22 protein-coding genes are annotated in these 26,201 nt (G+C 71.3%); 13 read left to right on the top strand and 9 right to left on the bottom strand.

What is annotated here, in order from left to right; genetic code table 11:
• Positions 1-192 precede the first annotated feature (192 nt).
• Entirely contained in the window at positions 193-954 is a 762-nt protein-coding gene (locus QWJ90_RS13070; protein WP_290108293.1) for a hypothetical protein, read from the bottom strand.
• Between the two features lie 476 nt (positions 955-1,430).
• On the opposite strand from QWJ90_RS13070, the gene QWJ90_RS13065 reads away from it, so the two are divergent.
• Positions 1,431-2,327 (top strand): phosphodiesterase, encoded by an 897-nt coding sequence (locus tag QWJ90_RS13065; protein ID WP_290108292.1) that lies wholly within the window; start codon positions 1,431-1,433, stop codon positions 2,325-2,327.
• An 85-nt stretch (positions 2,328-2,412) separates the two neighbouring features.
• Here the strand turns inward: QWJ90_RS13065 and QWJ90_RS13060 are convergent, their stop codons facing one another.
• Positions 2,413-4,551 carry a S9 family peptidase gene (locus QWJ90_RS13060; protein WP_290108291.1) on the bottom strand — a complete coding sequence of 713 codons (2,139 nt, stop codon included), beginning with the start codon at positions 4,549-4,551 and terminating at the stop codon, positions 2,413-2,415.
• Positions 4,552-4,723: 172 nt separating this feature from the next.
• On the opposite strand from QWJ90_RS13060, the gene QWJ90_RS13055 reads away from it, so the two are divergent.
• Positions 4,724-6,190: an aspartate ammonia-lyase gene (locus QWJ90_RS13055; protein WP_290108290.1), complete on the top strand. Its 1,467-nt coding sequence runs from the start codon at positions 4,724-4,726 to the stop codon at positions 6,188-6,190.
• Positions 6,191-6,244: 54 nt separating this feature from the next.
• On the opposite strand, the gene QWJ90_RS13050 is transcribed toward QWJ90_RS13055, so the two are convergent.
• Positions 6,245-7,114 (bottom strand): fumarylacetoacetate hydrolase family protein, encoded by an 870-nt coding sequence (locus QWJ90_RS13050; protein ID WP_290108289.1) that lies wholly within the window; start codon positions 7,112-7,114, stop codon positions 6,245-6,247.
• Positions 7,115-7,191: 77 nt separating this feature from the next.
• On the opposite strand from QWJ90_RS13050, the gene QWJ90_RS13045 reads away from it, so the two are divergent.
• Entirely contained in the window at positions 7,192-8,403 is a 1,212-nt protein-coding gene (locus QWJ90_RS13045) for a PrsW family intramembrane metalloprotease (RefSeq protein WP_290108288.1), read from the top strand.
• 117 nt (positions 8,404-8,520) lie between these two features.
• Here QWJ90_RS13045 and QWJ90_RS13040 read toward each other — a convergent pair whose 3' ends face one another.
• Both QWJ90_RS13040 and QWJ90_RS13035 read right to left on the bottom strand, forming a co-directional pair.
• Positions 8,521-10,083, bottom strand: coding sequence for a helix-turn-helix domain-containing protein (locus QWJ90_RS13040; RefSeq protein ID WP_290108286.1), 1,563 nt, complete (start codon positions 10,081-10,083; stop codon positions 8,521-8,523).
• 19 nt (positions 10,084-10,102) lie between these two features.
• Complete coding sequence (locus tag QWJ90_RS13035) at positions 10,103-11,656, bottom strand: helix-turn-helix domain-containing protein (protein ID WP_290108285.1); 1,554 nt, start codon at positions 11,654-11,656, stop codon at positions 10,103-10,105.
• Between the two features lie 110 nt (positions 11,657-11,766).
• Between QWJ90_RS13035 and QWJ90_RS13030 the strand changes: the two genes are divergently transcribed.
• Both QWJ90_RS13030 and QWJ90_RS13025 read left to right on the top strand, forming a co-directional pair.
• Positions 11,767-12,138, top strand: a complete 372-nt coding sequence (locus QWJ90_RS13030) for an FKBP-type peptidyl-prolyl cis-trans isomerase (protein ID WP_156241821.1) — start codon at positions 11,767-11,769, stop codon at positions 12,136-12,138.
• A gap of 156 nt (positions 12,139-12,294) precedes the next feature.
• On the top strand, positions 12,295-12,843 hold the full coding sequence (locus tag QWJ90_RS13025) for a YceI family protein (RefSeq protein ID WP_290108284.1): 549 nt from the start codon (positions 12,295-12,297) through the stop codon (positions 12,841-12,843).
• Between the two features lie 55 nt (positions 12,844-12,898).
• Here QWJ90_RS13025 and QWJ90_RS13020 read toward each other — a convergent pair whose 3' ends face one another.
• Complete coding sequence (locus QWJ90_RS13020; RefSeq protein ID WP_290108283.1) at positions 12,899-14,212, bottom strand: MFS transporter; 1,314 nt, start codon at positions 14,210-14,212, stop codon at positions 12,899-12,901.
• 138 nt (positions 14,213-14,350) lie between these two features.
• Here QWJ90_RS13020 and rpsO point away from each other — a divergent pair, with 138 nt between their 5' ends.
• Positions 14,351-14,620: a 30S ribosomal protein S15 gene (gene rpsO, locus QWJ90_RS13015; protein WP_290108282.1), complete on the top strand. Its 270-nt coding sequence runs from the start codon at positions 14,351-14,353 to the stop codon at positions 14,618-14,620.
• 109 nt (positions 14,621-14,729) lie between these two features.
• Here rpsO and QWJ90_RS13010 read toward each other — a convergent pair whose 3' ends face one another.
• On the bottom strand, positions 14,730-15,848 hold the full coding sequence (locus QWJ90_RS13010; protein ID WP_290108281.1) for an acyltransferase family protein: 1,119 nt from the start codon (positions 15,846-15,848) through the stop codon (positions 14,730-14,732).
• A 170-nt stretch (positions 15,849-16,018) separates the two neighbouring features.
• Here QWJ90_RS13010 and QWJ90_RS13005 point away from each other — a divergent pair, with 170 nt between their 5' ends.
• Positions 16,019-17,212: an LLM class flavin-dependent oxidoreductase gene (locus QWJ90_RS13005; RefSeq protein ID WP_290108307.1), complete on the top strand. Its 1,194-nt coding sequence runs from the start codon at positions 16,019-16,021 to the stop codon at positions 17,210-17,212.
• Between the two features lie 2 nt (positions 17,213-17,214).
• On the top strand, positions 17,215-17,865 hold the full coding sequence (locus tag QWJ90_RS13000; protein ID WP_290108306.1) for an FMN reductase: 651 nt from the start codon (positions 17,215-17,217) through the stop codon (positions 17,863-17,865).
• On the opposite strand, the gene QWJ90_RS12995 is transcribed toward QWJ90_RS13000, so the two are convergent.
• Complete coding sequence (locus QWJ90_RS12995; protein ID WP_290108280.1) at positions 17,802-18,941, bottom strand: glycosyltransferase family 4 protein; 1,140 nt, start codon at positions 18,939-18,941, stop codon at positions 17,802-17,804. The genes QWJ90_RS13000 and QWJ90_RS12995 overlap by 64 nt on opposite strands.
• A 370-nt stretch (positions 18,942-19,311) precedes the next feature.
• Between QWJ90_RS12995 and QWJ90_RS12990 the strand changes: the two genes are divergently transcribed.
• The 3 genes from QWJ90_RS12990 (at position 19,312) to QWJ90_RS12980 (ending at position 23,533) form a co-directional block, all read left to right on the top strand.
• The gene (locus QWJ90_RS12990) at positions 19,312-21,588 is read left to right on the top strand and encodes a polyribonucleotide nucleotidyltransferase (RefSeq protein ID WP_290108279.1); all 2,277 of its coding nucleotides are present in this window, start codon (positions 19,312-19,314) and stop codon (positions 21,586-21,588) included.
• A gap of 165 nt (positions 21,589-21,753) precedes the next feature.
• Entirely contained in the window at positions 21,754-22,839 is a 1,086-nt protein-coding gene (locus QWJ90_RS12985) for an aldo/keto reductase (RefSeq protein WP_290108278.1), read from the top strand.
• A 91-nt stretch (positions 22,840-22,930) separates the two neighbouring features.
• Positions 22,931-23,533: a histidine phosphatase family protein gene (locus QWJ90_RS12980; protein ID WP_290108277.1), complete on the top strand. Its 603-nt coding sequence runs from the start codon at positions 22,931-22,933 to the stop codon at positions 23,531-23,533.
• 276 nt (positions 23,534-23,809) lie between these two features.
• Here QWJ90_RS12980 and QWJ90_RS12975 read toward each other — a convergent pair whose 3' ends face one another.
• The gene (locus QWJ90_RS12975) at positions 23,810-24,640 is read right to left on the bottom strand and encodes a type IV toxin-antitoxin system AbiEi family antitoxin domain-containing protein (protein ID WP_290108276.1); all 831 of its coding nucleotides are present in this window, start codon (positions 24,638-24,640) and stop codon (positions 23,810-23,812) included.
• Between the two features lie 283 nt (positions 24,641-24,923).
• Here QWJ90_RS12975 and QWJ90_RS12970 point away from each other — a divergent pair, with 283 nt between their 5' ends.
• Both QWJ90_RS12970 and QWJ90_RS12965 read left to right on the top strand, forming a co-directional pair.
• Positions 24,924-25,730: a 4-hydroxy-tetrahydrodipicolinate reductase gene (locus QWJ90_RS12970; RefSeq protein ID WP_290108274.1), complete on the top strand. Its 807-nt coding sequence runs from the start codon at positions 24,924-24,926 to the stop codon at positions 25,728-25,730.
• A complete protein-coding gene (locus QWJ90_RS12965) occupies positions 25,727-26,188 on the top strand; it encodes a tetratricopeptide repeat protein (RefSeq protein WP_290108273.1) in 462 nt (153 codons plus the stop codon). Before QWJ90_RS12970 ends, QWJ90_RS12965 begins: the two co-directional genes overlap by 4 nt.
• Positions 26,189-26,201: the final 13 nt, after the last annotated feature.

The following is a 26,201-nucleotide window of genomic DNA, read 5'->3' as shown; positions in this document are numbered from 1 at the left end:
CGCCGCAACTGAGACATGGGTGATCAGCAGCGGGGTGCGTGTCTCACTTGGCGCGGCTATTCCGCCGAGGATGCCGCACCAAGTGAGACACGGCGCGCGTGCACCCCGGCCCGTGTCTCACTTGCTGCGGGTGACTCGAGGGCGATCCCGCGACGAGTGAGACACGGGCCGCCGGCGCGACGGGTGCTCGGCTCACACCTCAGCGCCGGGTCGCCATCCGCGCTCCCGCAGCGCATCCTCGATGAGGCGTGCGGCAACGGGAGCCGGTCCGTTCAGATGGTGGCGCAGAATCCGCACCATCAGCCATCCATTTCGTCGAACCGCTTCCCATCGGTCTGCGTCTCGCTCGAATTGGCCGACATCGTCGGCGTGCACTCGGCCGTCGTACTCGACGCAGACGCGGCGCCGCACGTACGCCATGTCGAACCGCGCGATGTGCACACCGTCGGCGTCATAGAGATCCCAGTTCAACTCCGGCTCCGGCAGGTGGGCTCTCCCGATGGTGAGACGCGTCCTCGTCTCGCCGGGAGATTCGGAACCAGGACGCATCAGAGCGAGTGCTCGACCGAGTCTCTTGTCGCGCGTGTCGCCCATGAGCTGCACCTCGGAGCGGAGGTCGGCGGGCGTCAGCAGGGCGTTCCGCGGATGGATGAGGTGGTCGGCGGCGATCACCAGATCCTCCACGCCCCACGTCATGGCCGACTGGCGCCATGCCCGCGCGGGCGACTCGACCGCCAGCTCCGCGTGCGGGTGCAGCTGGGGTTCGCGACGCTGCAGCCGGTGACCGCGGATCCCGGCGATCCTCGGCGGATGCGGCGGGCGATGGACGGACACATGGAGCTCCCGATTCGCGAATGGCGGGACGGGCACGCCGAGCAGGGCGAGCGCGGTCTCATGACTGAAGAACTCGCCGTTCTTCAGGCGGGGCGCGTATTCGATGCATCGCTCCCGCAAGCTCGCAGCGAGGGGGAGCGTGGCTGGCGAGCGAAGGCCTCGGTATGGATGCGCGAGATCGAGCGCTCGCAGGCGAGAGCCGGAGACGCCGAGTCCGCGAGCCTCGCGCACGTGGAAGGGGTGGCCGGCCAGTTCGGCGGGCAGGGGCGCCGGTTCTCGTGACATGCCGTCAGCATCGCCTGCGCACGGGAAGCAGTGCGGCGGGTGGTCCGGTCGGGGGAAGGATCACCGGTGTGGCGGCGGGTGTGCACGAGACGACGGCCCGGTCGCGTCCTCTCCGCACTGCCATCGGACCGTGTCTCACTTCGTGCGGGCTCGGTCGGTGGATGGCCGCAACGAGTGAGACACGCCGGCGAGCTCCGGGGCGCCGTGTCTCACTGGGTGCTGGTTCGGCCGGCGGATGGCCGCGACAAGTGAGACATGGGTCACCCAGGGTGGGGGAGGCCGGTGTCCGGGGTGCGTCCTAGGCTGAGCGCATGACGCAGTTCGGCAGGCATCCGGCGGCACAGCGCACGATCGTCCACCTCAGCGACACGCACCTGCTGGCGCAGGGGCGGCGTCTCGCGGGCGGCATCGACACCGACGCCAACCTCGTCGCGACTCTCGCCCGCGTCGAGCGGCTCACCGGCGGAGTCGATGCGCTGGTCTTCACCGGCGACCTCACCGACTTGGGCGAACCCGAGGCCTACGCACGGCTGCGGGTTCTCGTCGAGCCCGTCGCCGCGCGGCTCGGCGCACCCGTGGTGTGGGTGGCGGGCAACCACGACGAGCGCGCCGGGCTGCGCCGCGACCTCCTCGGGCTCCCCGCCACGCAGCAGCCGGTCACCGGTGTCTGGGACCTCGGCGGCCTGCGCCTCATCGCGCTCGACTCGTCGGTCCCCGGATGGCACCACGGCGATCTCGACGACGGCCAGCTGGAGTGGCTCTCGCGCGAGCTCGCCGTGCCCGCCCCGCTCGGGACCATCCTCGCGCTGCACCACCCGCCGCTGCCGAGCCACATCCCGCTGTTCGACATCCTCGAGCTGCGCCGACAGGACGACCTGGCCGCGGTGCTGCGCGGATCGGACGTGCGAACCATCCTCGCCGGGCACCTGCACTACTCGACGAGCGGGACGTTCGCCGGCATCCCCGTGAGCGTCGCGTCGGCGTCCTGCTACACGATGGACATCGCGCTCCCGCCCCAACAGGTGAACGGCATGGACGCCGGGCAGGCGTTCCACCTCGTCCACGTCTACGACGACACCATCACGCATTCAGTCGTGCCGGTGGCGTCGGCGGAGCCGGGGGCATCCTTCACGCCCGAGTGGTACGAGCGGATGGCCGCGCTCACTCCCGAGGAGCGGCTGGAGCGGTTCTCGCGCAAGCCCGCCTGACGCCGAGCCCGTCCGACGGCGAGTCCGCCTGACGCCGAGCCCGTCCGACGGCGAGTCGGCCTGACGCCGAGCCCGCCTGGGCGGGCTACTCGGCGAGCCCCAGCACGTCGAACATCCACGCGAGCTGGAACGCGCGCTCCCGCCAGGCGTTGTAGCGCCCGCTCACGCCGCCGTGACCCGCCGTCATCTCGCAGCGCAGCAGCGCGTCGGCGCCCACCTCGCGCAGGCGCGCGACCCACTTGGCCGGCTCCACGTACAGCACGCGGGTGTCGTTGAGCGAGGCCATCGCGAGGATGCGCGGGTACGTCACGCCCTCGCGCACGTTCTCGTACGGAGAGTACGACTTCATGTACTCGTAGACGCTCGCGTCATGCAGCGGGTCGCCCCACTCCTCCCACTCGATCACGGTGAGGGGCAGCGACGGGTCGAGGATGGTCGTGAGCGCGTCGACGAAGGGAACGTCGGCGAGGATGCCGGCGAAGAGCTCGGGGGCGAGGTTCGCCACCGCGCCCATCAGCAGGCCGCCCGCGGAGCCGCCCTCGGCGACCATCCGGTCGGGCGTCGTGTAGCCGCGGTCGACGAGGAACCGCGCCACGTCGACGAAGTCGGTGAACGAGTTGCGCTTGTGAGTGAGCTTGCCGTTCTCGTACCAGGCTCGGCCCATCTCGCCGCCTCCGCGGACATGCGCGACGGCGAACACGATGCCGCGGTCGAGCTCGGAGAGGCGCGCGTACGAGAAGCCCGGGTCGATGGAGTGCTCGTACGAGCCGTATCCGTACAGGTGCACGGGGCGGGCCGCATCCTCGGGTGCGCCGAACGAGCGCTTCCACACCAGGGAGACGGGGATGAGCGTGCCGTCCGTCGAGGGAACCCACAGACGCTCCTGCCCGTAATCGGCGGGGTCGTAGCCGCCGAGGACCTCGACGTGCTTGAGCTCGCGCAGCTCGCCGGTCGACACCACGTAGTCGAACACGGTGCCCGGCGTCGTGAACGACCCGTAGCTCAGGCGCACGACCGGCTGCGCCCACTCGGGGTTGCCGCCGGAGCCGGCGTTGTACAGCGGCTCATCGAAGGCGATCTCGCTCACCTCGTGCGTCGCGTAGTCGAGGATCCCGACGCGAGGGATGCCCCCGGCCCGGTACTCGACGATGGCGAAGTCTCGCAGGCAGTCCACGCTCTCGAGGCGTGTGCCGGGGGAGTGGGGGATGACGATCTCGCCCCGGGCATCGGGCTCGTCGGCCGGCACGCGCATGAGCTCGAAATCGAGCGCGTCGCGGTTGTGCAGGACGTAGAGCCAGTCCCGCCCGTCGATGACGGCGTGGTCGATCGAGTACTCGACCTTCTCCGCGCGGTTCCAGAGCGTGGTGCGCGGCACCGACGCCGGGTCCTCGATCAGACGCGGCACATCGGCCGCGCGGATGATCGCGTACTCGCTCGTGGTGTTGGACGCCGACTCGATCACGAGGTAGGCGCGGCTGCGGGTGAAGCCGGCGCCGATCCAGAACGACTCGTCGTCCTCGTGGGCGATCTCCACATCCCGCTCGCGAGTCGGATCGCCGACGCGGTGCAGCCACACGCCCTCGGGCCGCCAGGCGTCGTCGACGGTGGAGTAGAGGATGAACCGGCCATCGGGCGTGAACCGCGCGCCGCCGGCGATGCCCTCCAGCACGTCGGGCAGCACCTCGCCCGTGGCGATGTCCTTCACGCGCACCGTGTACCGTTCGTCGCCCTGCGTGTCGACGCCCCACAGCATGCGCGCGCCGTCAGTGCTGACACTGAAGGCGCCGAGGGAGAAGAACTCGTGGCCGTCGGCCTCGACGTTGCCGTCGAGCAGCACCTGCTCGCCCGGCACCTCGACGTCGACCTCGAGTCGCGGCGGCGTCCAGTCGTCGTCGGCGGCGAGCGGCGCGCGGCACTGCAGGCCGTACTGCCGCCCCTCGATGGAGCGGCCGTAGTACCACCATCCGCCCTGCCGGACGGGCACCGTGAGGTCGGTCTCGCGCACGCGCGCCTTGATCTCCTGGAAGAGCGTCTCGCGCAGCGGCTCGAGGTGCGTCACGCGGGAATCGGTGTACCCGTTCTCCGCCTCGAGGTGCGCGCGCACCGCGGCGTCGTCCTTCGCGCGCAGCCACTCGTAGCGGTCCTCCACGTCGTCGCCGTGGTGGCTGCGCACGAGGGGACGGCGGTCGGCGATCGGGGCGGCGAGGGGTGCGTCGGTGGTCACCTCATAACGGTAGTGCGCCCGGCCGCGCAGGAGTGCATCACGGGGCGGCGTGTACGCGATGTACAGGGATGGCCACGGCGATGTACGTCGAGTCGAAAGAGGGTCGCCGAGTGCGTGGGTAGGATCGAGGCATCCCGCTCACACCGACGTGAAGACCCACGAGGAGACGCACATGGTCCACGCTGAAGCCGTCACGCAGACTCGCACCGAGACCGACTCGCTGGGGGCGATGGAGATCCCCTGCGACGCGATGTGGGGCATCCACACCGCCAGGGCGCTGGAGAACTTCGAGATCAGCAAGCGCCCGATCTCCGTCTACCCCGAGCTCGTGGTCGGGCTGGCGATGGTGAAGCAGGCCGCCGCCCGGGCGAACGCCGAGATCGGCGTGCTCGACCAGCACCGCGCCGACCTCATCGACCGCGCAGCGCAGCTCGTCATCGACGGGCAGTTCCACGAGCAGTTCGTGGTGGGCGTCATCCAGGGCGGCGCGGGCACGTCGACCAACATGAACGCGAACGAGGTCATCACCAACATCGCGCTCGAGCTCGCCGGTCGCGAGCGCGGCGACTACGCCTACCTGTCGCCCATCGACCACACCAACCGCAGCCAGTCGACCAACGACGTGTACCCCACGTCGATCAAGATCGGGCTGTCGCTGTCGCTCGGGTCGCTGCTGACCGAGCTTGACCTGCTGCGCAAGTCGTTCCTCGCCAAGGCGACCGACTTCCACGACGTGCTGAAGGTGGGGCGCACGCAGCTGCAGGACGCCGTGCCGATGACCCTCGGCCAGGAGTTCCACGGCTTCGCCACGACCCTGGCCGCAGACTATGAACGGCTGCGCGAGAACGCCGTGCTGCTGCACGAGATCAACATGGGCGCGACCGCGATCGGCACCGGCATCACCACGCACCCGGACTACGCGGGCGCGGTGGAGCGGCACCTCCGCGACATCACGGGGCTCGACCTCGAGACCGCGAGCGACCTGGTCGAGTCGACGAGCGACACCGGCTCGTTCATGTCGTTCTCGTCCTCCCTCAAGCGCAACGCCATCAAGCTGTCGAAGATCTGCAACGACCTGCGGCTGCTGTCGTCGGGCCCCCAGGCGGGCCTCGGCGAGATCAACCTCCCCGCGCGGCAGGCGGGATCGAGCATCATGCCCGGCAAGGTCAACCCCGTCATCCCCGAGGTCGTGAACCAGGTCGCGTTCGCGGTCGCCGGCTCCGACGTGACGGTGACGATGGCGGTCGAGGCGGGGCAGCTGCAGCTGAACGCGTTCGAGCCCGTGATCGCGCACTCGATCTTCCAGTCGATCATCTGGATGCGCCAGGCGATGCGCACGCTCCGTGTCAACTGCGTGGACGGCATCACCGCCAACCGCGCTCGCCTGGGCGCCATGGTGGGGTCGAGCGTCGGCGTCATCACCGCCCTCACGCCCTTCATCGGCTACTCCGCGGCCGCGGCGCTCGCGAAGACCGCCCTGCTGACCAACCGCAGCGTCGCCGATCTCGTCGTCGAGGCGGGCCTCATGGAGCCGGCGGAGGTCGAGAAGCAGCTCAGCCCCTCGCGCTTGTCGGGCCTCGAGCCGGTGACCTCGATCATTCCGATCATCGCCCCGGAGGACGTGCCCACGCAGGGCTGACCCGTCGCGCGGGCTCCCGCCTCGAGCTGAAGCAGCCCGGGGCGGGTGCTGGCGTCAGTCCGTCATCCGGCAGTGCGTCGTCAGCTCGCCGATGCCGTCGATGCCGACGGTCACCGTGGAGCGGTCGCGCAGCAGCACCTGCGGCGTGCGTGAGAAGCCGGAGCCGCCGGGGCTCCCGGTGGAGATGAGCGTGCCCGGCAGCAGGGTGATGCCCTGCGACAGGTGCGCGATGAGCCGCGCCACCGTGCGCACCATCTGTCCGGTCGAGGCGTCCTGCATCATGTGGCCGTCCACCCGCGTCCAGATGTGGAGGTCCTGCGGATCGGGGATCTCGTCGGCGGTGACCACATAGGGCCCGACCGGTGTGAAGCCGTCGAGCGACTTGCAGCGGCACCACTGCGCCTCAGAGTACTGGATGTTGCGCGCGGAGATGTCGTTGACCACTGTGTAGCCGAACACGTAGTCGAGCGCCTCCTCCTCGGAGACGTCCTTGGCCGCGCGCCCGATGATCACGCCGAGCTCCGCCTCGTAGTCCACGGCCTCGCTCATGCGCCGCGACCAGGTGGTGGTGCCGTCGTGCGCCTGCAGGGAGTTGGGCCAGAACGTGAACACCGTGGGGGTGTCGTCGGTCTTGAGATTGAGCTCGCCCGAGTGCGCGGCGTAGTTCAGGCCCACCGCCAGCATCGCGGGCGGGGCGAGGATGGCCGGTGCGAATCGGACCTCCGCGATCGGCGTCGGCTCGCCGTCATGGGCGGCGCGCGCGGCGCGGATCTCCTCGAGCGCGGCGGGGCCCCGCGCGATGAGCTCCTCGAGCGTGCGGGGCGCGTCGGGGATGAGCGTCGAGACGGCCAGCGCCCCCGCTTCGTCAGCGAGAGCGAGAGAGACGGCGGTGTCCTCGGGGAAGGTCACATGGGCGAAGCGCATGATCTCAAGGCTATCCGCCGTCTCCGACCGCGGCGCGTGAGGGAACCGCCGGAATCGCGCACCCTAGGCTGTGGGGCATGACCTACGGCACCGGGCTCAACCCTCCGTCGTCCGAGCCATTCGCGACCGCCTTCGAGCAGCCCCGACGCGGGTCCGGCGCAGTCATCCCCGTGGGCGGCGCGACGCAGCCGCATCTCCCGGCCGTGCCCACGCGACGCGGCCGCTCGACGTGGATCTGGCTCTGGGCCGTCCTCGCCGTGCTCCTGTTCGGGCTGGTGTCGTATTTCACGAGCGCGCTCGGCACCTCCGCCTCGATCGTCGGACTCGTGCTGGCCCTCGCTCCGTTCACGCTCGTCGTCTCCGCGATGCTCTGGGTCGACCGCTGGGAGCCGGAGCCGCGCAGCCTGGTGATCTTCGCCCTCGCGTGGGGCGCGATCGCCTCCGTCGGCTTCGCGCTGCTGGTCGACCTGGGCGTGCACCTCGTGCTGCCGCGCTCGCCGCTGTGGGATGTCGCGGGCACCGTCATCCAGGCGCCGATCGTGGAGGAGCTGGGCAAGGGCGTCGGCGTGCTCCTCATCCTCCTGATGGGGCGCCGCGCGTTCGACGGCCCGGTCGACGGCGTCGTCTACGGCGCCCTCGTCGGCGCCGGGTTCGCCTTCACCGAGAACATCCAGTACTTCGCCGTCTCCGTCATCGAGGGCGGCGCGGGCTCGCTGACCTGGACCTTCATCCTGCGCGGTCTCCTCTCGCCGTTCGCGCACGCGATGTTCACCGCCGTCACCGGCTACGCGCTCGGTCGGGCGGTGCGCGGCGGCGCGTCGCTCGCGGGGAGCCTCCGCCCCTGGGTCGGCGGTCTCGTCGGCGCGATGGCCCTGCACGCGCTGTGGAACGGCTCGGCAACATTCACCGGCCTCGAGGGCTTCCTGCACCTCTACGTCGTGCTGCAGGTCCCGCTGTTCATCGTGTTCACGCTCCTGCTCGTGCGGATGCGGCACGAGGAGGAGCGGCTGACGAAGGCGCGGCTGGGAGAGTACGCGGTCGCCGGATGGTTCACCCCCGAGGAGGTCGAGATGCTCGCGACGCCGGTGGGGAGGCGAGCGGGGATGGCGTGGGCCCGGAACCTGCGCGGGGACCGGTCCGCGCTCATGAAGTCCTTCATCCGCGATGCGACCGCCCTCGCCGCGACGCGGCAGCGCGCGGTGTCGGGGCGCGATGCGCGCGCGGCCGACGACGAGCGCGCCCTCCTCGCGCGGGCCGCCCGCACGCGCCAGGAGCTGCTTGCACGCTGATCGCAGACCGGGTCTTGACAGCCGCTCCCGGCGGGCGCATCCTTGCTTCAGACCAACTCAGCGCTCGGAAGTCTCGCAGGCATCGCCGCGGCCCGAGCGCTGAGTCTTTGTCCGGGTCTACAGCAGGCCCCGCCGGTGGCCCTCGGCGATCGCGCTGGCCCGGTCCGACACGCCGAGGCGACGATATGCGGCCTGCAGGTGCACCTTGGCGGTGTTCGCGCTCACGCCCAGCTTGGCGGCCGCGTCGGCCAGACGCTCGTGCTCGGCCGCCGCGCGCAGCACCGAGAGCTGCTGCGCGGTGAGCCGCTCGTAGCGGTAGTCCGCGGCCGGCATGAGCAGGCGCTCCCCGGGCGGCTGGGGGAGCGGCCCCGACCATCCGGATGCCGCGGCGAGCCCCTCGAGGTCTGCCATGGGGACGACGGCGAGCGAGGCGCGCAGACCGTTCGCCTGCGACGTCTCCCACGCCGTCCGGAACGCCGTCACCGCGCCATCCCGGTCGCCCTCGCGCCACAGCGCCGTCGCCCGCACGACGAGGGCCTCCACGCGGACGCGCGGTGCACGGCTCTGATCCTCGCGCGCCACCTCGCGCAGCGCACGGCGGGTCTCGCCGAGGCCGAGGTACGCGCTCGCGCGCCGCGTGCGCAGCAGGCCCTCGGCCTGGGGGTGCATGGCTGGTGCCCGCTGGAGGGCGAGAAGCGCGGCCTCGTGCAGGCCCTGGTAGGTGAGGACCGTGCCGCGCGCCACGGCGAGGACCGCCGCGTTCAGCCCGCCCTCGCTGAGCCCGGGCCGCGTCCCCTCGACCGCGACCTGCAGCCGCGCGAGACTGTAGACCGGGTGCGTGGAGCGGGCGCGCGAGCCGACGATGGCGCGAAGACCCGCGGCCGGCAGCGTCAGCTCCTCGAAGAGCGTGCTCTCATCGTCGAGGAGGCGCAGACAGCGGTCGAAGTCGAGGGCGTCGCTCGCACGGTACGCCGCGCCGAGGTCGTCCGCCGCGCGCACGAACCTCATGTCGGGGTACCGCGCGCGCAGGCGCGCCGCCCGCTCGAGCCAGAGGTCGGCCACGGCGCCGTCGCCGAGGATCGCGTGAACCCAGCTCAGCTCGCCGACCGCCTCCCGGGCCATGCGGACGTTGCCCGTCTCCTCGGCAGCGGTGTGCGCCTCGAGGAGGACGTCCGCGGCGCGGACGAGGTCGCCGTCCGCTGCGATGGTCACCCCCCACTGCACGAGCACGATCGGCAGCAGGCTGCGGATGGCCGCACGCTCGGCCGCGGTCATGGCCTGGAGGGCGTCCCGCGCGGCGTCCGCGAGGTCGGCCGCCTCTCGGAACAGTCCGCGCGACCGCAGGAAGGCGATCCGTCCGGTCAGCAGGACGACCCGATCGGCCGGCGGCAGCTGCTCGGGCACCTCGACGTCGATGTCGGGGAACACGGGCGGCTTCTCCGGTGCTGCCACCAGGTGCGTCACGTACTGGCGAAGCGCCCACCAGCGCGGCCGGCGGCGCATCGCGGACGTGGGAACGGTGTCGGCGACCGTGCGGATGAGGACCGGATCGAAGCTCACCAGCTCCGCGAGGTTCGCCTCCACGGTCGCCATCGCATCGTGCCAGCGCTCGTCCGCTAGGGCGTCGAAGATACGCGGCGCGACGTCTCTTCTCGCCTCGCCCAGGTCGCCATCGGCCATCTGCGCTCCTTCGTCCTCGTCACAGCAGTCCGTGCGCGGCGGCTGCCACGACCAGCTCCTCGCGCGTCCTCACGCCCAGCTTGGCGTATGCGCGGCGCCGGAAGCTCTTGATCGTGTTCGCGCTCACGCCGAGGGCGGCCGCGGCCTCGGCCGTGCTCTTGCCCTGCGCGAGGAGCCGCAGCGCGGCCAGCTCGTGCTCGGTGATGCGGAGAGCGCCCGGCTGCGGCGACGGCGGGAAGCGCACGGCAGCGGCCTTCACCGCCGACACGGCATCCCACTCCTCATCGGAGAGGTCGGCGATCTCCGCGAGCGCGTCGAAGTCCGCACGCGGTACGCAGGTGAGCGCGACCGGCACCCGGTGCGCGGCGGCCAGCACCGCAGCGCGACGGAAGGCGGGTCCGGCCTCCGGATCGTCGCGGCGGAGGAGCAGGACGGCCAGCACGGCGGCCGCGGTCACGGCGGCGCGAGGGCGCCCGAGATCGTCGAGGGCGGCGTGTCCGTCCTGCGCTGCTCGTTCGCGATCGCCGCGGAGGAGATGCACGGCGGCGCGCTGCGCACGGGCGCTCGGGATGAGCGGCATCGGCAGCGCGTCGAGGATCTCCCTCGCGCGCTCCAGCTGCCCGCGGTGGGCGAGCGCCTGCGCGCGGGCGACGGCGAGTTCGCCTCCCCGCGCCTGCACGCGCCCGGGGAGGTCCGGCTGCTCGAGATCCGCGGCGGTGGCCGTCGACGCCGGGTCCTTCGCGGCGATGAGTAGGGAGACCACGGCCAGTTCCCAGAGGCGCGCCTCGGCGGGGGTCCGCCCCGCGCTGGTGGCACGAGCCGCGCCGACCTCCCGTCGCGCGGTCGCGAAGTCCAGTTCGTCGTAGTGGGCGAGCGCGCGACTGAGTTGCAGCGACATGGGCGACGGCAGCGGGCGCGGGCTTCCGCGCATGATGGCCTCGGCATACGAGACCCAGTCCTCGCGCGCTTCCGCCCGCCCTTCCAGCGCATGAAGCCACGCCACCTCGGAAGCCGCGATCAGCGCGACCTGCGGTACACCGCCCGCATGCGCCATCGAGTAGGCGCGCGTCAGCTCGTCCAGCGCGATGCCCGAATCGCCTCCCGCCAGCTCGATGCCGCCCCAGATGAGCAGCAGCCCGGGGAGGTCAGCCAGCGTGCCGCCCCGCCGCTGCGCACTCGCGCTCTCGTAGGCCGCGCGAGCCTCGCGCACCGTCTCGAGGGCCGCCGGGAGGTCGCCGCGCTGCGAGACGTGCTTGGCCTCCTCGGTGAGAGCCATCGCCTCCGCGAACGCCGACGAGGGTGCGAGATGCACCGTCGGAACGCGGCCGCCGGGCACCGTCTCGAGGTAGTCGCGCACGCGTCGCCAGCGCGCGTCGCTCTCGACGAGCTCGGGCGGCACCGTGCTCATCACGGCGCGGATGGCCGCCGCGTTCGTCGTGAGCAGCTCCGACCAGTTCTCCTCGACGAGGTGGAGCGCCTCCTCCCACGCGCGGTGCGCGAGGGCGCGGTAGACGCGCGCCGCGACGCTCCTGGCGGGCTCTGCGGGCCCAGAGCCGGGCGGAATACTCCTCACGCGGCTCATTCTGCCCAAGTGCGGCGACATAGCGGCATTCGACCCGTCGCGGCGCGTCATGTACGTCCTCGCCGGCGCGCCCCCGCCGAGAAGCGGGCATCATGGAGGACATGAGCGCAGAACGCACCAAGCCCGAGTTCGACGCACCCGAGGGGCCCGCCCCCACGCAGCTGGCCATCCGCGACATCATCGTGGGCGACGGCGCGGAGGCGAAGCCCGGTGACACCGTCACCGTGCACTACGCGGGCGTCGAGTACGAGACCGGCGACGAGTTCGACTCGTCCTGGAACCGCGGGGAGAGCATTCAGTTCCCCCTGCGCGGCCTCATCCAGGGCTGGCAGGACGGCATCCCCGGCATGAAGGTCGGCGGCCGCCGCGAGCTCGTGATCCCGCCGCACCTGGCCTACGGCCCCGCCGGCGCCGGTCACTTCCTGAGCGGCAAGTCCCTCATCTTCATCATCGACCTCCTCGCCGTCGCCTGACTCGACATCCTCATGAAGCGCCGCACGGGCCATCCGTGCGGCGCTTCGTCATGACCGATCCCGACGAATATGGGAAAAGCTGGAATATATGCGTGCGAATGGGTATTGTGCTCCTGTGACGCCGCAGACGCGGCAAAGGACCTCTGAGGAGCACGCATGACCATCGACATCCCCGGTTACCGCCCCGGCACCTACGAGCTCGACCCCGCACACAGCGAGGTCGGCTTCGAGGTGCGGCACATGATGATCTCCAAGGTGCGCGGCGCGTTCACGGTGAAGTCGGCGACGATCGTCCTGCCCGAGAACGTCCTGGAGGCGTCGGTGACCGCGACCGCGGACGCCGCCTCCCTCGACACGAAGGACGAGGGGCGCGACCAGCACCTGCGTTCCGCGGACTTCTTCGACGCCGAGCAGCACCCCACGCTCACGTTCACGAGCACCGGCGTCCGCGAGAACGGCGGCGACCTCCTCGTCGACGGCGACCTCACCATCAAGGACGTCACCCGCCCGGTCACGTTCGAGCTGGAGCTCGGCGGCTTCGGCACCGACCCGTGGGGCAACTACAAGGCCGGCGCGACGGCCGTCGCGTCGATCAACCGCGAGGACTTCGGCCTGACGTGGAACGCCGCGCTCGAGACCGGCGGCGTGCTCGTCGGCAAGGACGTCAAGATCACGCTCGACCTGCAGGGCGCGCTCGCCGCGTGACCCGTGCGAAGAGGCCGGCCCTGCGGGGTCGGCCTCTTCGCGTACTCGGCGCCGTTCAGAGCGTGGGGTTCTCCGCGTCGTATCCCCGGAAGCGCGGGAAGGCTCGCAGGATGGCCGTGGTGATCGCCACGACCAGCAGCCCGCCCAGGAGCGGCGGCAGCCACGCGCTGCCGCTCTCGCCGAACCAGGTCGCGGCGACCGTGGCGAAGCCGCCGGCGTAGAGCGCCCCGAGTCGCGGCCCGCCCGTCACCACGACGATGAACACGCCCTGCAGGCGCCCGCGGATGGCATCGGGGACCGCCGACTGCAGCATCGTCTGCCGGTAGATCGAGCTGATGTTGTCCGCAGCGCCCGCGCACGCGAGGCAGGCCATCGCCAGGACGATGAGCGCGACGTGCGGTCGTCCTGCCGACGCCTCACCGGGGGAGAGCCACGCGGCGGTCAGCACGAGCCCGAACACCGCCGTGACGGCCCCGAACACCTGGATCGCCCGCCCGATGCCCAGACCGTGATGGCGGTAGGCGGAGATCCGGCCCGAGAACAGGCTCGACGCGAATGCGCCCACGGCGTTCGCCGCGACCAGCAGCCCGGTCGTGATCTCGCCCCCGCCCAGCACCACCGCGCCCACCGCGGGGAAGAGCGCGAGCGGGTTCCCGAATGTCATCGCGACGATGTCGAGGAGGAACTGCAGACGGATGTTCGGAGCACGTCGCAGGAAGCGCCATCCGTCGGCCAGAGACGCGAGACCCGGGCGCACGGACTCGCCCTCGGGGCGCAGGCGCGGCAGCGTCCACAGGCCGAGGAAGAGCGACAGCATGAGCACGACATCGAGCGTGTAGGTCACCGGGTAGCCGAAGAGCGCCACGAGGACGCCGCCGAGGGCGGGCCCGACCATGACCATCACCCCGACCGTGATGCCGTTCAGCGCCGCGGCGGCAGGGATGAGGCGAGCCCCGACGAGCCGGGGCGTGATCGCCATCTTCGTGGCGGAGACGATGGAGTTCGCCGCCGAGTTGACGATGGACAGCGCGTACAGCCATCCCACGTCGACGACGCCCGTCCATGCCAGCACGGCCAGCAGAGCGGTGGAGATCCACGTCACGGTCGCTGCGCTCAGCGCGACCGCGCGGCGGTCGAACCAGTCGGCGAGCATCCCGCCGTAGAGGCCGGCGAGGATCATGGGGAGCAGGCCGGCCACGGCGATCATCGACACCGCGAACGTGGACCCGGTCAGCTCGTACATGTGGAGCATGACGGCGGTGATCGTCAGCTGCCCGCCGAGCCCGCCCAGCATGGAGCCGATCCACAGCCGCGCGAAAGGGGGGCTCTCGGTCAGAGGGCGCAGGTCGAGGAGCAGGCGCGGGGACACTCCAGCGAGGCTATCCGCTCTCCCCGCACCTGCGGATGGGGTAGACTCGTGGGGTTGCCGTTCGATCGGCCGCGGATAAAGAGAGCCCACGCATCAGGCGTCGGGCGCCGCGCAACGAGCTGAAAGGGGATCGAATCTATGGCACTGGAAGCAGACGTCAAGAAGGCGATCATCGAAGAGTACGCGACGCACCCCGGTGACACCGGATCCCCCGAGGTGCAGGTCGCGCTCATGACGCAGCGCGTCAAGGACCTCACCGAGCACCTGAAGGAGCACAAGCACGACCACCACTCGCGTCGTGGTCTGTTCCTGCTCGTCGGTCAGCGCCGTCGCCTCCTCGGTTACCTCCAGGACATCGACATCGCACGCTACCGTGCGCTGATCGAGCGTCTCGGTCTCCGTCGATAAGGCAGAGCGCACCAGCGTTCAATCGTCTTCCCGAAGGCCCGTCCCAGGTGTGGGGCGGGCCTTCGTCGTACCCGCCGCGAGGTGCGTCAGCTGCTTCCGGCCAGGTGCGTCAGCTGCTGCGGCGCGATCCCGTGGGATCGTCGCGCCGGCTCGGCAGAAGCGTCGGGTCGCGGAACAGCCGCTGCGGCCGTGGCTCGACGAGCGGCCCGGCGATGACGCGCACGGGTCGTGTCGCGAGCAGGACGGTCACCGTCACGGCGAGGACGCACACGGTCGGCAGCCACAGCCACGTCGGCTCGAGGTTCCGCAGCACGCCCGACTCCCGGAACGGATACAGCACGAACGAGTGCAGCAGGTAGACGTACATCGTGTACTGGCCGAGCGCGGTCCAGGGCGTGCGCCGCAGCGGCACGAGCACGAAGAAGGCCGCCGATAGCACGAACCCGATGAGCAGCGTCGCCAGCCGGACCCCGCCCGCCCACCACGTCGGCTGCGGCAGCAGGTCGGGATACGAGTCGTCGTAGAAGAACCAGTACCGCAGCTCCATCTCGCGCCACGCATCGAGACCGGCGTACGCGAGCCACGCGTCGAGCGCGAACAGGCCGATCGCCGCGGCGTACGCCCACCAGGGTCGGCGTCGCAGCAGGCCGAACCGCTCCACGATGTCGTGTTCGCGGAGCCACCAGCCGAGGACGAAGAACGGCAGGAACCCCAGCGTGCGCGAGAGCGAGAAGGTGCTGTCGACGTTCGGGAGGTAGCCGACGCCGATCGAGATGACCACCGACCAGAGCAGCGGCCAGCGCAGCAGGGCCAGGTAGGGGAGGGTCAGCCGGAAGATGCCCAGGGCGAGCAGGAACCACAGCGTCCAGGAGGGCTGCGTGATGTTCGGCTCCACGCGGCCCTCCACCAGCCACTTCGTGAACCACCACAGCGCCTCGAACACGACGTAAGGGAGGAGGATGTCGGTCAGGATGCGCGTCATCTGCCGTCGCGAGGGCGGGTCTGACTTGGAGAAGTACCCGGAGATGATCGCGAACGCGGGCATGTGGAACGCGTAGAACGACAGATAGAAGGCGTAGGCGATGTCGGAATCGTGAATGAGTCGCTGGATCGCATGGCCGAGCACGACCAGCACGATGCACGCGAAGCGCGCGTTGTCCCAGAACGGCACGCGGCGCCGCGGTCTCGTCGTCGCCGCCGACGTCGGCGGCGGTGCCTCGCTCGTCATCACGCCCTACGCTACCGATGGGCGGATGACCGACGAGCGATCCCCGCAGATCGGGAATGGATTCGCGTCGCAGGCGTTTCACCAAGTACATTCATACGCATGCAAAGGCGAGCGGCCATCCGCCCGCGGAATCGGAGGAACCGGTGAGCGACACGACCCCGTGGTCCGGGATGCAGTTCGGCCTCATGTCCGTCAGCGACATCACGCGCGACCCCACGACCGGATACACGCCCAGCGAGGCCGAGCGCATCCGCGACGTCGTGACCATCGCCCGTCACGCTGAGGAGGCGGGGCTCGACGTCTTCGCCATCGGCGAGCACCACAACCCGCCGTTCTTCTCCTCCTCGCCGACCACTACGCTCGCGTACATCGCCGCGCAGACCGAGCGGCTCATCGTCTCGACGTCGACGACCCTCATCACGACCAACGACCCCGTGCGCATCGCGGAGGACTACGCGATGCTGCAGCATCTGTCCGGCGGTCGGATGGACCTCATGATGGGGCGCGGCAACACCGGCCCCGTCTACCCCTGGTTCGGCAAGGACATCCGCCAGGGCCTGCAGCTCGCGATCGAGAACTACAATCTGCTGCACCGCCTCTGGACCGAGGACGTCGTGGACTGGGAGGGCTCCTTCCGCACCCCGCTGCAGGGCTTCACCTCCACCCCGCGCCCGCTCGACGACGTCAAGCCCTTCGTCTGGCACGGCTCCATCCGCACCCCGGAGATCGCGGAGCAGGCCGCGTACTACGGCGACGGCTTCTTCGCCAACAACATCTTCTGGCCGAAGGAGCACTACCAGCGCCTCATCGCGCTCTACCGTCAGCGCTACGCGCACTACGGCCACGGCACTCCGGAGCAGGCGATCGTCGGCCTCGGCGGTCAGGCGTTCATCGCGAAGAACTCCCAGGACGCGGTACGGCAGTTCCGCCCGTACTTCGACTCGGCTCCCGTGTACGGCAACGGGCCGACCATGGAGGACTTCACCGAGATGACGCCGCTCACGGTGGGTTCGCCCCAGCAGGTGATCGACCGCTACGCCGCCATGCGCGACACCTTCGGCGACTACCAGCGTCAGCTCTTCCTCACCGATCACGCCGGCCTCCCGCTGAAGACCGTCCTCGAGCAGATCGACTTCCTCGGCGCGGACGTCGTGCCCGTGCTGCGGCGCGAGCTCGCGCGGAACCGCCCGGCGAACGTCCCCGACGCTCCCACGCACCCCGCCCGCGTGAAGGCCAAGTACGGTGACGCGGAGCCACGCCAGCCGCGCCCGAACGCCAACCGCGGCGACAACGTCACGGGCGGCTCGCCGTACCAGGACACCCCGCGCGGCGCGGCCTTCGGGCTCGCGGGGAAGGGCGCGTGAGCATGGACGCCGTGCGCATCGCCGTCCTGTCCGCGGGGCTGTCCGAGCCCTCGTCCACACGGCTGCTCGCCGATCGCCTGACGAGGGCGGTCATCGACCTGCTCGAGGCGCGCGGCATGCGGGCGGAAGTGTCGGTGATCGAGCTGCGCGACCACGCCCACGACGTGATGAACGCCATGCTGACGGGCTTCCCCGCCAAGGGGCTCGCAGCGGCGATGGAGCAGATCGCCGGCGCCGACGCGCTCATCGCCGTCACGCCGATCTTCTCCACGTCGTACTCCGGCCTGTTCAAGTCGTTCATCGACGTGCTCGACCGCGAGGCCATCGAGGGCACGCCGGTGCTGCTCGGTGCGACGGCCGGCACGCCGCGCCACTCGCTCGCGATCGACTACGCCATCCGGCCGCTGTTCACCTACCTGCACGCCGAGCCCGTGCCGACCGGGGTCTTCGCAGCCGCCGACGACTGGGGGCAGGGCGCGGACCGCGTGGCCCCGCTGCAGAAGCGCGTCGATCGCGCCGCGCGCGAGCTCGTCGACGCCGTGGCGGGGCTGGGGCGGACCGAGAAGGTCGACCCCTTCTCGCCGGAGAGCTACCTCGGCGCCGGCGGCTCCTTCGAGAGCCTGCTGGGCGCGAGGTCGAGCGACTCCAGGTAGCAACCCACGAGCTGCTCGGTGAGGGCGCCCCACGATCGCGTGCGGACGCTCTCCCGGGCGGCCTCGCCGAACGCGCGCCGCTTGGCGTCGTCGCCGAGGAGGTCCACCACCCGGTCGCGGAGGTCGCGCAGATCGCCCGGCCGATACAGCCATCCGTCGACGCTGCTGCGGACGAGGTCGAGTGGGCCGCCCCTGCCCGTCGCCACGACCGGGACGCCGCTCGCGAGCGCCTCCTGCACCGTCTGGCAGAACGTCTCGCTCTCGCCAGGGTGAACGAAGACGTCGAAGCTCGCCAGCGCCTCGGCGAGGTCGTCTCCGCCGAGGAATCCCGTGAAGACCGCCCCAGGGAGTCGGGCCTCGAGGCGCGCGCGCTCGGGGCCGTCGCCCACCACGACCACGCGGGTGCGCGGCAGATCGCAGAGCGCACGCAGATCCTCGACCTGCTTCTCCGCCGCGAGGCGCCCGACGTACCCGACGATCCGCTCCCCGGGCGCGATGCGCGCTCGCCACGCCTCCGACCGCCGCCGCGGCGAGAAGCGCTCGGCGTCGACCCCGCGCCCCCAGCGGCGGATCCCGCCGACGCCCAGCGCCGCCAGCTGCGCCTGCGCAGCCGATGACGGCGCGAGGGTCAGCGTGGCCCGGCGGTGGAGGCGACCGACGTGCGCGGCCGCCATGGCCGCCGCACTCGCGACGCCGTAGCGCTCCGCGTACGCGATGACGTCGGTCTGGTACACCGCCACCACGGGGATGCCGAGGGGCTCCGCGGCCAGGAGGGCCTGCCATCCGAGGACGAACGGCGAGGCGAGGTGGACGACGTCGGGCCGGAAGCGATCGATCACCGCACGCATCCGGCGCACCGGCGCGAGCGCGACCCGCACGTCGGGGTAGGCGGGAAGGGGGAGCGACGCGACGAGCTCGGTGCGCAGCCGAGGCACCTCGCGTCGGCCGCCGCCGCGAGGGGCGACGACGAGCGTCTCGTGGCCCTGCTCCTCGAGATGGTGCACGACCTGCAGCACGGAGTTGGTGACCCCGTTGACGTGGGGGAGGAAGGACTCCGCGAAGAGGGCGACTCGCACGCCTCCAGCCTGCGGTCGCGGCCCCGGCCATCCCAGGGGTCTCGACGAGGCTTCGCCCGCTGTTCATCCGGGGTCGTCCGTCGTTCACCGGGGCGAAACCGGGTCGGTCGCGCCTCGCGCTGGTAGGGTGGCGGTGGGCACGCTCGTGCGCGCCCGACAACTGAACACGACATGGAGCAGGCTGGCAGGAAGCTGGTCCCCTGAAGTGATCTCCCGGATGAGCCATCCGGTGGGTTTCTCCTGGTGGCCAGCGCAGGCGAGCGTGGAGCTTCGGCTCCGGCCGCGCGGCCTATATCTGCCTGTTCCTGCTCCTTCGCATGACTCGTCGGTCACACGGACCGGCGAGGTTAAACAAAGAAGGAGAGACCTCTTGGAAGGTCCTGAAATCACCGCCGCCGAGGCCGTTCTCGACAACGGCCGCTTCGGCACCCGCACGATCCGCTTCGAGACCGGCCGCCTCGCGCAGCAGGCTCAGGGCGCGGTCGCCGCGTACCTCGACGAGGAGACGATGCTCCTCTCCGCGACGAGCGCGTCGAAGAACCCCCGCGAGGGCTTCGACTTCTTCCCGCTGACGGTCGACGTCGAGGAGCGCTCGTACGCCGCGGGCAAGATCCCCGGCTCGTTCTTCCGCCGCGAGGGTCGCCCCTCCACCGAGGCCATCCTCGTGTGCCGCCTCATCGACCGTCCGCTGCGCCCGTCGTTCGTCGACGGCCTCCGCAACGAGATCCAGATCGTCGTGACGGTGCTCTCCATCGCTCCCGGCGAGTTCTACGACGCCCTCGCGATCAACGCCGCATCGGCGTCGACGCAGATCTCGGGTCTGCCGTTCTCCGGCCCGATCGCCGGCGTTCGCCTCGCGCTCATCCCCGGCCAGGCCGGCAACGACGACCAGTGGGTCGCGTTCCCGAACGCCGAGCTGCTCGAGTCGGCCGTGTTCGACCTCGTCGTCGCCGGTCGCGTGGTCCAGGGAGCCGACGGCTCCGAGGACGTCGCGATCATGATGGTCGAGGCCGAAGCCACCGAGTCCAGCTGGAACCTCATCAAGGCCGGCGCCACCAAGCCCAGCGAGGAGATCGTCGCGCAGGGCCTGGAGGCCTCGAAGCCCTTCATCAAGCAGCTCGTCGCGGCGCAGGCCGAGATGGCCGCCAAGTCGTCGAAGGCTCCGCTGGAGTTCCCCGTCTTCCCGGCCTACAGCCAGGAGACCTACGACTTCGTCGCGGGCGAGGCGTACGCGGACCTCGAGAAGGTCTACCTCATCGCCGACAAGCAGGAGCGTCAGAGCGCCGATGACGAGGTCAAGGCCCGCGTCAAGGCCGCCCTGGTCGAGAAGGTGGAGGCGGGCGAGCTGCCCGCCGCCGCTCCGCTCGAGTTCGGCGCCGCCTACAAGTCGGTCACGAAGAAGATCGTGCGCGGCCGCATCCTCACCGAGGGCGTCCGCATGGACGGCCGCGGTCTCGCGGACATCCGTCCGCTCGACGCCGAGGTGCAGGTCATCCCGCGCGTGCACGGCTCCGCGATCTTCCAGCGCGGCGAGACCCAGATCATGGGCGTCACCACGCTGAACATGCTCAAGATGGAGCAGCAGATCGACTCGCTGTCGCCCACGACGAGCAAGCGCTACATGCACCACTACAACTTCCCGCCCTACTCGACCGGTGAGACCGGCCGGGTCGGCAGCCCGAAGCGTCGCGAGATCGGTCACGGCTTCCTGGCCGAGCGCGCGCTCGCTCCCGTGCTGCCCACGCGCGAGGAGTTCCCGTACGCCATCCGCCAGGTGTCGGAGGCCCTCGGGTCCAACGGCTCCACGTCGATGGGCTCCGTCTGCGCCTCGACCCTGTCGCTGCTGAACGCGGGTGTGCCGCTGCGCGCGCCCGTCGCCGGCATCGCGATGGGCCTGGTGTCCGACGAGGTCGACGGCCAGACGCGCTACGCGGCGCTGACCGACATCCTCGGCGCCGAGGACGCCCTCGGCGACATGGACTTCAAGGTCGCCGGCACGCGCGACTTCGTCACGGCCATCCAGCTGGACACGAAGCTCGACGGCATCCCCTCCGAGGTGCTCGCCGGCGCGCTCACGCAGGCGAAGGACGCGCGTCTGCGCATCCTCGAGGTGCTGAACGCAGCGATCGACACGCCGGACGAGATGGCACCCACCGCGCCCCGCGTCATCAGCGTGCAGATCCCGGTCGACAAGATCGGCGAGCTGATCGGCCCCAAGGGCAAGACGATCAACTCGATCCAGGACGACACCGGCGCCCAGATCTCGATCGAGGACGACGGCACCGTCTACATCGGCGCGACCGACGGTCCCTCCGCGGAGGCGGCCCGCGCGGCCGTCAACGCCATCGCGAACCCGACCAACCCGGAGATCGGCGACCAGTTCCTCGGCACCGCCGTGAACATCGCCAAGTTCGGCGTGTTCGTCTCGCTGCTCCCGGGCAAGGACGGCCTGCTGCACGTCACCGAGCTGCGCAAGCTCAACGGCGGCAAGCGCGTGGAGAACATCGAGGAGGTCGTCAGCGTGGGTCAGAAGATCCTCGTCCGCATCTCCAAGATCGACGACCGCGGCAAGCTCTCGCTCGAGATCGTCGACGAGTCGGCGGAGTCCGCCGAGGCGCCGGCAGCCGAGGCTCCCGCCGAGGCCTGATCCGCTCCCGAACGGCCCGGTCGCACATCGTGCGGCCGGGCCGTTCCGCGTCCCGGCATGCCGTGATGAAACAGTTACCGTCGCTCGCGTGTCGGGCGTCGTCGGTCCGCTTCAATGGGAGCACGGGGGTGCCCGCGGTCACGCCGCACCCTCCCGAGGAGCGACATGGATGCAGCGTCGCCGCAGGAGCGGCCCGACCGCCCGCCGACCCGCACGCCCGCGTTCCAGGACGTGCCGACCGAGCCCATCCGCATCCCCGGCCATCCGTCGGCCGCCGTGCCCGAGATCGGCCCCGCGATCGCCGCCGGCCCCCGTGCTGTCATCGGCACGTCAAGCGTGTCGCTGTTCCCGCTGATGCTGGGGGGAGCGGAGTTCGGCTGGAACCTCGATCGCGCAGCCGGCTTCGCCGTGCTCGACCGGTACGCCGAGCTGGGCGGCAACGCGCTGCACACGTCGGACCGATTCGGCGCAGGGCGCAGCGAGTTCATCCTCGGGCAGTGGATGGCGTCGCGCCGCGTGCGGGACGACATCGTCGTCGCCTGCCGTGTCGGCGGCCATCCGGACAACCCCGGGCTCGGGTCGGTCAACCTCGTACGCGCGGTGGAGGCGTCGCTCGAGCGCCTCGGGACCGATCGCATCGACATCCTGTACCTCGACGCGGCCACCTACCCGCTAGAGAGCCTCGAGGACGCACTCGCGACCGCCGAGTGGCTCGTCGAGACGGGCAAGGCGCGGGTGATCGGCGCGTTCGGCCTCACGGCGGACCATCTCGTCGAGGCGCGCATCCTGTCGTCCGCGGGCTACCCGCGCATCGAGGTGCTGGACGTGCCGTACAACCTGATGCGCCGCACGGACTACGAGGGCGACCTGCGCCTCGTCGCAGGCGCGCAGGGACTCGCCGTCACCCCGTCCCATGCGCTCGAGCACGGCTTCCTGTCGGGGCTGCACCGCTCGAAGCTCGGCGCCGGGCAGTCCGCTCGCGCGGAGCAGCTGACGAAGCTCATGAACCGCCGCGGCACCCGCGCCCTCAAGGCGCTCGACGCCGTCGCCGCCGAGCTCGACCTGCCCCATGCCGCGGTCGCCGTGGCGTGGCTGCTCGCGCAGCGCGGGGTGGTCGCGCCGATCGTGAACGCGGTGACCCCCGCGCATGTCGACGAGCTCGTGAGCGGGGTCGGCGTGCGGCTCGGCCGCTGGCACCGGGCGGAACTCGCCCGGGCGGTCGACGCGCCGGTGTTTCCGCGTATGGCGTGAGCCTCCACCCGCTCATCGACAGGTGTCATAGGGTGGGGGAGTCGCCACGATGGCGCGCGCGACATGTCGACCAGGCGAGAGGGGAGCTGGGGTGACGCACTACATCTACCTCGTTCGCCATGGCGAGCACCAGGATGCGGAGCACGGACTCGAAGACGGGCCGCTGTCACCGCGTGGCGAGCGCCAGGCGGCGCTGCTGGCCGACCGTCTCTCCGGCGTCCCGTTCGACAACGTGTGGCACTCGCCGCTCGCGCGGGCGGCGGAGACCGCTCGCATCATCGCCGAGCGGATGCCCGCCGTGCAGCCGCAGGCCCACGCCCTGCTCTTCGACTGCGTGCCCACGGGCATGACCGACGACACCCCGAGCGTGTTCGAGCCGTTCTTCGGCGGCGTCACCGAGGAGCAGATCGAGGCCGGCAAGGCGCAGATGGCCGATGCCATGAACGAGTTCCTCGTGCGCAAGAACGGCGACGTGCACGACCTCCTCATCACGCACAACTTCGTGATCGCGTGGTTCGTGCGCGAGGTGCTGGGCGCCCCTGACTGGCGGTGGATGACCCTCAATCAGGCGCACTGCGGGCTGACGATCATCTCGCAGCGCCAGGGCCGCCCCTGGAACCTCATCGCCCACAACGACCTCGCGCATCTGCCCTTCGAGCTCCGCACAGGGCTCCCGGAGGCGCCCCTCGTCTGACCCGGGCTGGCTGGCGCTGCCCCAGCCCGCCCCGTGCCGTCCCACCCTGTGCCGGATCTCGGATGCCCGGGGCCGGCGTGCGCGTGTCGGCCCCACCAGCCGCCACCTGTCGCACCGCCCCGAGATCCGGCACCTCGCGCACAGCGAATTCGCCACACGCGACGCAGGCGCACCGCCGCCCCGAGATCGCACACGGAGCCGGCGGCCGTCGAGGCACGTCAGCGCAGCGTGCGCGTCGAGGCGCACCTCAGCGCAGCGTGCGCGTGGAGGCGCACCTCAGCGCGCAACGGCGCGAGCGCGGAGGATCGCGGCCTGCACGCGCGGCCAGTCGTGCAGCACGAGCGCGTAATCGAAGCGCAGTGTGATGTAGCCCAGTGCCGCCGCGTTCGCATCGCGCACCAGATCCTTGTGCCGGTGGGTGGCGTCGTCGTGATTGTCGCGGCCGTCGACCTCGAGGATGATCCGCTCGCCGAGGACGAAATCCACCCGTCCGACGTCGCGGATCAGCACCTGGCAGCGCAGGGGGATCCCGAGTCGCAGCAGACGCAGTCGCAGGATGGACTCCAGCCCGCTGTCGGCATCGGCCCTCGCCAGATCGACGAGGTGCCGGTGCCGCGCTTCGAGGCGTGCTCGGATCCTCATCCGGGCGCGCCTCGACAGCAGTCCGAGGCGCCATGCCGATTCGAACGCCGCGAAGAACGACTCGGGTCCCTGACAGCGCGCGAGCTGCACGAGCGCGCGCTCGAGGTCGACGCGGCCGTATCCGGGGGACCGCCCGTCCCAGTGCGCCACGCATGCGCAGCCGGGATGGGGATACTCGCGTCCACCGCCGCCCAGCGCCACATGCACACGGGAGGCGTCGAGCACCCACACTCCGTGCCGGGCGAGCTCAGACGCGCAGCACAGGGCACCGCCGTGGATCGCCGCTGTGACGACATCCGCTGCGGCATGCGGCGTGGCGTAGACGCCACCGCGGAGCTGGGCCACCGCACCGGACGCGCACGCCCGTCGGATGTCGCGCGCCGTTGCGCCAGCCGACCTCAGCGCGGTGGTGCGGATGACACCGCCGGAGGCATCGGCGCAGGCGGCGATCTGCATCGGGTCCATCCACCCAGCCTCGGCGGATGAGCGGGCGCGGGAGCGACCCTCCACAGCCGAGGGCTTCGCCGTGGGCGCGCCGGCTGCCTGTGCACGCGGCGTCCGGTCTCTCGGCGTTCCGACCGGTGCGAGATCTCGGATGGCCGGGGCCGGTGTGCGCGTGTCGGCCGCACCAGTTGCCATCCGTCCCTCCGGTCCGAGATCCCGCACGGCCCATCCGCACGGCCCACCCCGGCGCCCCGGCCCGCTCCCGGCCCGGCGCCCCCGCATCCGCCCCGCCTAGGATGGACGCATGACGACACGCGTGGCCCTCGTCGGCGGGAACGGCAAGCTCGGCGGCATCATCCGCGGGGTCGTCGAGGAGCTCGACGGGTTCACGGCCGCGGCCGTCCTCGGCTCCGACAGCGACCTGGACGAGATGGATGGCGCCGACCTCGTCGTCGACGCCTCCATGCCCGCCGCGAGCATGGCGGTCGTGCGCACCGCCGTCGAGCTCGGCATCCCGGTGCTGGTGGGCACGAGCGGATGGTCGGCCGAGCGGATCGCGCTCGTGCGTCCGCTCGTCGAGGCGGCCGGCACGGGCGCGGTGTTCATCCCCAACTTCTCGCTCGGCTCGGTGCTCGGCACCGCGCTCGCCGCGGCCGCCGCACCGTTCTTCCCCTCCGCCGAGATCGTCGAGGCGCACCGCGACACGAAGATCGACTCCCCGTCGGGCACCGCTGTGCGGACCGCCGAGCTCATCGCCGCCGCCCGCGCGACGCCCGTCGCCGCGCCATTCGCCGACCAGCGCGCCCGCGGGCAGCAGGTCGCCAGCGTGCCCGTGCACTCGCTCCGTCGCCCCGGCGTCATCGCCCGCCAGGAGGCCATCCTCTCCGGCCCGGGGGAGTCGCTCACCCTCGTCCACGACACCGTCGACCCCGCCGCCGCCTACGCTCCCGGCATCCGCATCGCTCTGGCCGGCGCCGTCGCCGCGAAGGGCGTCGTCGTGGGCCTCGAGAGCTTCATCGACATCGGCATCGGCACGCCGCACCGCGGTCGCCCCGAGGCGCCCGTCGCCGACCCCGCCGCCGGCCAGGCGGCCGAGGTCACCAGCGCATGAGGGCTCGCGCAGGCGTCGCCCTGATGGCGCTGCTCCTTCTGCTGTACATCGTCCTCGTCGCGCAGCGCGCGATCGGCGCGCTCGGCATCGGCATCGGCACGGGGCAGCCGATCCTCGCCGTCATGGGCGGCGCGATGATCGTCCTGCCGCTCATCGCGATCTGGGCGCTGGGGCGCGAGCTGGTCTTCGGATGGCGCGCCGAGCGCCTCGCGCGCCGCCTCGAGCGCGAGGGCGGGCTGCCCACCGAGGTCGTCACGACCTCTCCGAGCGGTCGCATCGGACGAGCGGATGGCGATGCCCTGTTCCCGACGTACCGCGCGCAGGTGGAGAAGGACGAGACGGACTGGCGCGCCTGGTACCGGCTGAGCCTCGCGTACTCCGCAGCGGGCGACACCAAGCGCGCCCGCTCGGCCGCGCGCGAGGCGATCCGCCTGGAGCGGAGCCAGACGACGTCCTGAAGCTCGGCCTCCC

This window comes from Microbacterium oryzae (genome assembly GCF_030406385.1).
Lineage (GTDB): Bacteria > Actinomycetota > Actinomycetes > Actinomycetales > Microbacteriaceae > Microbacterium > Microbacterium oryzae_A.
Note: the sequence above shows the minus strand (reverse complement) of the source record. Positions and strands in the feature narration are given on the sequence as shown.

Coding starts and splice junctions, on each gene's coding strand:
- QWJ90_RS12970 (WP_290108274.1), top strand. CDS start 24,924: ATGACGACACGCGTGGCCCTCGTCGGCGGGAACGGCAAGCTCGGCGGC.
- QWJ90_RS13055 (WP_290108290.1), top strand. CDS start 4,724: ATGGTCCACGCTGAAGCCGTCACGCAGACTCGCACCGAGACCGACTCG.
- QWJ90_RS13065 (WP_290108292.1), top strand. CDS start 1,431: ATGACGCAGTTCGGCAGGCATCCGGCGGCACAGCGCACGATCGTCCAC.
- QWJ90_RS13005 (WP_290108307.1), top strand. CDS start 16,019: ATGCAGTTCGGCCTCATGTCCGTCAGCGACATCACGCGCGACCCCACG.
- QWJ90_RS13000 (WP_290108306.1), top strand. CDS start 17,215: ATGGACGCCGTGCGCATCGCCGTCCTGTCCGCGGGGCTGTCCGAGCCC.
- QWJ90_RS12985 (WP_290108278.1), top strand. CDS start 21,754: ATGGATGCAGCGTCGCCGCAGGAGCGGCCCGACCGCCCGCCGACCCGC.
- QWJ90_RS13025 (WP_290108284.1), top strand. CDS start 12,295: ATGACCATCGACATCCCCGGTTACCGCCCCGGCACCTACGAGCTCGAC.
- QWJ90_RS13040 (WP_290108286.1), bottom strand. CDS start 10,083: ATGGCCGATGGCGACCTGGGCGAGGCGAGAAGAGACGTCGCGCCGCGT.
- QWJ90_RS13010 (WP_290108281.1), bottom strand. CDS start 15,848: ATGACGAGCGAGGCACCGCCGCCGACGTCGGCGGCGACGACGAGACCG.
- QWJ90_RS12965 (WP_290108273.1), top strand. CDS start 25,727: ATGAGGGCTCGCGCAGGCGTCGCCCTGATGGCGCTGCTCCTTCTGCTG.
- QWJ90_RS13045 (WP_290108288.1), top strand. CDS start 7,192: ATGACCTACGGCACCGGGCTCAACCCTCCGTCGTCCGAGCCATTCGCG.
- QWJ90_RS13050 (WP_290108289.1), bottom strand. CDS start 7,114: ATGCGCTTCGCCCATGTGACCTTCCCCGAGGACACCGCCGTCTCTCTC.
- rpsO (WP_290108282.1), top strand. CDS start 14,351: ATGGCACTGGAAGCAGACGTCAAGAAGGCGATCATCGAAGAGTACGCG.
- QWJ90_RS13030 (WP_156241821.1), top strand. CDS start 11,767: ATGAGCGCAGAACGCACCAAGCCCGAGTTCGACGCACCCGAGGGGCCC.
- QWJ90_RS12975 (WP_290108276.1), bottom strand. CDS start 24,640: ATGGACCCGATGCAGATCGCCGCCTGCGCCGATGCCTCCGGCGGTGTC.